This window comes from Nostoc sp. UIC 10890 (assembly GCF_054786515.1).
This window is the reverse complement of sequence record NZ_JBSGKF010000044.1, coordinates 1-6,201: the sequence shown is the minus strand read 5'-3', so window position 1 is coordinate 6,201 and position 6,201 is coordinate 1. Positions and strand designations below refer to the sequence as shown.

At 41.6% G+C, this 6,201-nt stretch carries 2 protein-coding genes; both read left to right on the top strand.

Translation table 11 applies throughout. The features are described 5' to 3' along the window. On the top strand, window positions 1–1,697 hold a 1,697-nt coding region (locus tag ACWATR_RS38240; protein ID WP_460345062.1), incomplete at its 5' end, for a non-ribosomal peptide synthetase. Beyond that, on the top strand, window positions 1,694–5,914 hold the full coding sequence (locus tag ACWATR_RS38235; RefSeq protein ID WP_460345059.1) for a non-ribosomal peptide synthetase: 4,221 nt from the start codon (window positions 1,694–1,696) through the stop codon (window positions 5,912–5,914). The genes ACWATR_RS38240 and ACWATR_RS38235, both read left to right, overlap by 4 nt. Window positions 5,915–6,201 lie beyond the last annotated feature (287 nt).

Here is a 6,201-nt window from a genome sequence, read left to right as displayed (position 1 = left end):
AAACTCCGGTTGGAATATGTGTAGAGCGGTCGGTTGATTTAATCGTAGCACTTTTAGGCATCCTCAAAGCAGGTGGAGCTTATGTACCAATTGACCCTGAGTATCCCCAGGAACGCATAGCTTATATACTAGAAGATTCTCAACTCAAATTACTGCTAACTCAGGTAAAACTGCTGTCTCAAATTCCCCAACATCAAGCACAAACTATCTGTGTAGATTCTGAGTGTAAGAAAATTTCGACCCAAGCAAATACCAATCTTAGCAGCGACGTGAAACCAGATAATCTGGCTTACGTAATTTACACTTCTGGTTCTACTGGCAAACCAAAAGGTGCGATGAACACTCAGAGAGGAATTTGCAATCGTTTGCTGTGGATGCAAGAAGTTTATCAACTTAATACTACAGATAGTGTTCTGCAAAAAACGCCTTTTAGTTTTGATGTTTCAGTTTGGGAATTCTTCTGGACTCTATTAACAGGCGCACGTTTGGTAATAGCTAAACCAGGTGGACATCGAGACAGTGACTATCTCATTAATTTGATTACTCAACAGCAAATCACTACCTTGCATTTTGTTCCTTCGATGCTACAAGTCTTTTTAGAAAGTCGCGGTGTGGAAAAATGTACTTCCCTCAAAAGAGTCATTTGTAGCGGCGAAGTCTTACCACTAGATTTGCAAAATAGATTCTTCCAGCAGAGTTTGGGATGCGAATTACATAACCTATATGGACCTACAGAAGCAGCTATTGATGTTACTTTCTGGCAGTGTAAAAAAAATAGTAATTTGAAAACTGTACCTATCGGTCGTCCCATTGCCAATACCCAAATTTATATCCTCGATGCTTATTTGCAACCAGTTCCTGTAGGTGTCACAGGTGAAATTTATATTGGTGGTGTCGGGTTAGCGCGAGGCTACTTCAACCGTCCCGAATTAACACAAGAGAAATTTATCCCGAACCCCTTCACAAGGAACATGGGAGAGAATGAAGACCAATCCTCAAATCTGGAACGTCTTTACAAAACTGGTGACTTAGCCCGTTACCTTCCTGACGGTAACATTGAACTCCTCGGTCGTGTTGACAACCAAGTTAAAATTCGTGGCTTCCGCGTTGAATTGGGAGAAATTGAAGGCGCGCTCAGATTACACCCCAGTATACAGCAAACTGTCATCACAGCTAGAATTGATGACTCTGGTGACAAACGTCTGGTCGCCTACATCGTTTCTCAGCCAAAACAGACACCAACCACAGACGAACTGCGGCTTTTCCTGAAACAGAAACTGCCAGAATATATGGTGCCTAGTGCCTTTGTTTTTCTAGACACCTTACCCCTAACACCCAATGGTAAAATCGACCGCCACGCGCTACCAGCACCCGACTCTTCAAGACCAAACTTAACGCAAATCTTTGTTGCCCCTCGCAGTGTTGTAGAACAGCAGATAGCTGACATTTGGACTTCTGTCTTAAAACTACAAAAAATTGGCATCCACGACAACTTCTTCACATTGGGGGGACATTCGTTGTTAGCGACTCAAGTCATATCTCGACTGCGGTCAACCTTCGGGGTAGACCTTTCTGTGCGTGCCTTATTTGAAGCACCGACTGTGGCACAATTGGCAGATCGCATTGAGACATTTCAGTGGGTAACAGAACAGTCGCAGATTGACACAATGGGCAACTATAAGGAAGGCGAGTTATGAAAACTATTGATGAGTTGATGTCTGAGCTACGCAGTAAAGATGTCAAACTTTGGTCACAAGGAGATCGCCTACGTTATAAAGCTCCTTCGGAAACACTCACATCTACCCTGCTGTCAGAACTAAAAGAGCGAAAAACAGAGATTTTAGAATTTCTGCACCAAGCGAATACTGCCGCTAGTTCCAACTTACCCACTATATTACCAGCATCACAGCACAGTAATCTACCTCTTTCCTTTGCTCAACAGCGCCTCTGGTTCCTCAATCAATTGGAACCTGACAGCACTGCTTATAATATGCCAACTGCTTACAGGCTAACTGGTATACTCAATGTTACTGCTTTAAAGCAGAGTTTAAATGAAATTTGGCAACGCCATTCTATCCTTAGAGCTACCTTTGTATCTATGGATGGGCAACCAAGCCAGGCTATATTAAAAGATATAAATTTAACCTTATTATTTATAGACTTACAGGAAATTCCTGAAGCCAACAGAGAGACACAAACGCAGCGCTTTGCAACTCAAGAAGCACAACAGCCCTTTGATTTGGCAAAAGGCCCTTTGTTTCGCGCCAAACTTCTGCGCCTTGCAACAACAGAACATGTGCTGTTATTAACAATGCACCACATTGTCAACGATGGTTGGTCTTACAATATATTTTTTAGAGAATTAGTAGTACTTTACACAGCATTCTCTACTGGTGAACATTTATCGCTGAGTGAACCTTCCATTCAGTATACAGACTTTGCAGTTTGGCAGCGCCAATGTCTACAAGGTGAGGTTTTAGAATCACAGTTAAATTACTGGAAACAGCAACTAGGTGGCAAGCTCCCTATCCTCCAATTACCTACAAACTATTCACGTCCAGCAGTCCAAACTTACCGAGGCGCATATCAATCTTTAGAATTGTCACTAGACCTAACTCAAGCGCTTAAAACCTTAAGCGAGCAGGAAAGAGTTACTTTATTTATGACTTTATTAGCAGTCTTCAAAGTGCTGCTCTATCGTTACTCTGGGCTTGAAGATATAATTATTGGTACTCCTATTGCTGGCAGAAACCGTGAAGAAACTGAGCAGCTAATTGGACTTTTTGTCAATTCCCTACCCTTGCGGACTAACTTGGGGCAAAATCTTACTTTCCGGGAGTTACTCAGTCAAGTTCGAGAGGTGACACTAGAAGCATACTCCCATCAAGACTTTCCCCTTGAGAAACTCATAGAAGAACTACAACCAGAACGAGATACTAGTCGTTCGCCACTGTTTCAAGTGATGTTCGTCTTCCAGAACACTCCGAGTTCCTCTTGCGAACTTCTAGGATTGACCATTACACCACTAGAAGTTCACACTGGTACAGCAAAATTCGACCTAACCCTCTATTTAGAAGAGACTTCAGAAGGTATTTGTGGAGGTATCGAATACAATACAGACTTATTCGAGTCTACCACTATTACTCGAATGGTGGGGCATTTCCAAACCTTACTAGAAAGTATTGTCGCCAACCCACAACAGCATATTTCAAATTTACCTCTGTTAAGAGCAGCCGAACAGCATCAACTATTAGTGGAATGGAATAACACCCAAACCGATTACCCCAAAGATACGTGCATCCATGAGTTGTTTGAAGAACAAGTAGCCAAAACCCCAGATGCAGTGGCAGTAATCTTTGAGAACCAGCAACTCACCTACCAACAGCTAAATTACTGCGCCAACGAGCTAGCACATTACCTTATATCATTGGGTGTCAAACCAGAGGTAAAGGTAGGAATATGTGTAGAGCGATCGCTAGACTTAATAGTTGGACTTCTAGGCATCCTCAAAGCAGGTGGAGCTTACGTACCCTTAGACCCAGCATATCCCCAAGAACGCCTCGCTTTCATGTTGCAAGACTCCCAAATTTCCATTTTATTAACCCAGCAACATTTATTAAAAACTCTTCCATCCTACCAAGCCCAAGTTATCTGTTTAGATAGGGACAGGGATTGCATCGCCGCACATCAGCAAAATTCGCCAGAAAGCTACATTGCTCCCGATAATTTAATTTACACAATTTATACCTCTGGCTCTACAGGTAAGCCTAAAGGTGTACAAATTACTCATCGCAACATCGTCAACTTCCTCACGGCGATACAACAGCACCTACAATTAACCAATCTTGATAGTTTGTTGTCAGTTACTTCCCTATCTTTTGATATTGCGGGTTTAGAAATTTTTCTTCCCTTAACACTAGGTGCCAAGGTAATTTTAGTTAGTCGTGAAGTTACTGCTGATGGTTTACAGTTATTAAAACAACTCAATAACTCTGCGGCAACTGTTATGCAAGCCACCCCTGCGACTTGGGAAATGTTATTAGAAGCAGGATGGAAAGGAAAGGCACAACTGAAAATTCTCTGTGGTGGTGAAGCCTTAACTCAAAATTTAGCTACGCAATTACTTCAACAAGGTACTGAGGTCTGGAACTTATACGGACCGACAGAAACAACTATTTGGTCTACAATTCATCGAATTGATCAGCAACAAGCTTTAGTCACCATTGGCCGTCCTATAGCCAACACCCAGATTTACATTTTAGACAAATATTTGCAACCTGTACCTGTGGGTATTCCTGGAGAATTATATATTGGTGGTGCTGGGTTAGCACGGGGTTACTTTCATCAGCCGGAATTAACAAAAGAAAAATTCATTCAGAATCCCTTCAGTTCTGATCCTGAAAGCCGCTTATACAAAACAGGTGACTTAGCCCGTTATCTGGGTGGTGGAAATATAGAATTTATTGGTCGCCTCGACAATCAAGTAAAAATTCGTGGTTTCCGTATTGAACTTGGAGAAATTGAAGCTGTACTAAGTCAACACCCCGCTATCCAAAAAACAGCAGTCATTGTGAGGGATGATGTCTCCGACGATAAAAGTATAGTGGCTTATATCGTCTCTAACAAAGAAGAAGCTTTGACAAACGACAAACTACGTCGCTTTCTCAAACATAAACTTCCTGGTTATATGATGCCAAGCTTTTTCGTACTGTTAGATACTTTCCCTCTAACTCCCAATAATAAACTAGATCATCATGCCTTACCTGCACCTGAACAAGCCAAAGAAGCAGAAGATACCTTTGTTGCTCCCCAAAATGAATTAGAGTTACAACTTACTAAAATTTGGGAAAAAAATTTAGGTATCCAGCCCATTAGTATTAGAGATAACTACTTTGACTTGGGAGGGCATTCTCTGTTGGCAGTACGCCTGTTTGCAGAAATTGAGAAAACTTTCAGTAAAAATCTGTCTTTGGCAACTCTGTTCCAAGCACCAACAGTTGAACAGATAGCCAGCCTTCTACGCCAGAAAGAATGGTCAGCCACTCTTTCTGGCGTAACAGAATCATCTCACGCCTGGGAATCCTTAGTGATGATTCAATCAGGTAGTCAAACTAAACCACCTCTGTTCTGCATTCATGCAGTTTGGGGCAACGTTTTGTTTTATCGGAAACTGGCGCGTTATTTAGATAAAGAGCAACCGTTTTATGCGCTACAAGCACAAGGAGTTGATGGTAAACAAGCACCGCTTACCTCAATCAGGAAAATGGCATCTCACTATATCCGGGAAATCCAAACGATTCAACCGAATGGCCCCTATTTTCTGGGCGGCTTCTCTTTAGGTGGGCTACTAGCTTATGAAATTGCCCAACAACTCCACACCCAAGGACAGGAAGTTCAATTACTGGCTATATTTGATACAAGCGCTCCTAGTATGACGGAATTCAATTCAGATAGTAGTGAAACTAAACTCCAAGCTGTATGGGAGCGGAGCTTTTTACATTTCCGCAGACTTTTAAGTTTGGGATTCAAAGACCAAGTTGCTTATATCTGGAAAAAGTTACATTGGCATTTGATGCGAGGGAAGGTAAACTTTTTCTATAAATTCTACCTTCATTACATCAAGCGATCGCTTCTAGAGTTAAGACTCCTTGAGGTGCATAAGGCTAACCATCAAGCTCGAAAAAGCTACACAGCAGAAGTTTATCCTGGTAAATTGACTCTGTTCCGTTCTGATGAAACCTTTGTGCAATTTGGAGATGACCCGGAATTAGGCTGGGGTCAAGTAGCCACTGGTGGGGTGGAAATTTATTATGTGCCAGGAACAATTCACACAACTATTATGGAAGAACCCGGTGTAAAGGTTCTGGCTGAAAAATTGCAAGCTTCTTTAGATAACACCCAAATGAATAAGTAAGGGTTTTGGTTAACATAGAAATTACCCTGACATTGCACATATTGTATGCCCAAGACGACCTACTTTCATCTGTGCGAACAAGGCGTTTAGTAAGAATTGGCATTTCATGTAATGCATTTAAAAAGAGTTTTCAATTTCTATACAATGTTATCCCTAATACCGTGGTTTGCGTATATTGATGCACTCTTTTTGGACAATCTCATATATATTTTATTCGTCCCTCCAGAGAAATCTGGTATCTGTAGCTCAATAGTAGGGTTAACATGAAATTTGACGCTCGGCTAAAA

What these genes read in the sequence shown, in the direction of transcription:
- ACWATR_RS38235 (WP_460345059.1), top strand. Translation starts at nt 1,694, where the DNA reads ATGAAAACTATTGATGAGTTGATGTCTGAGCTACGCAGTAAAGATGTC.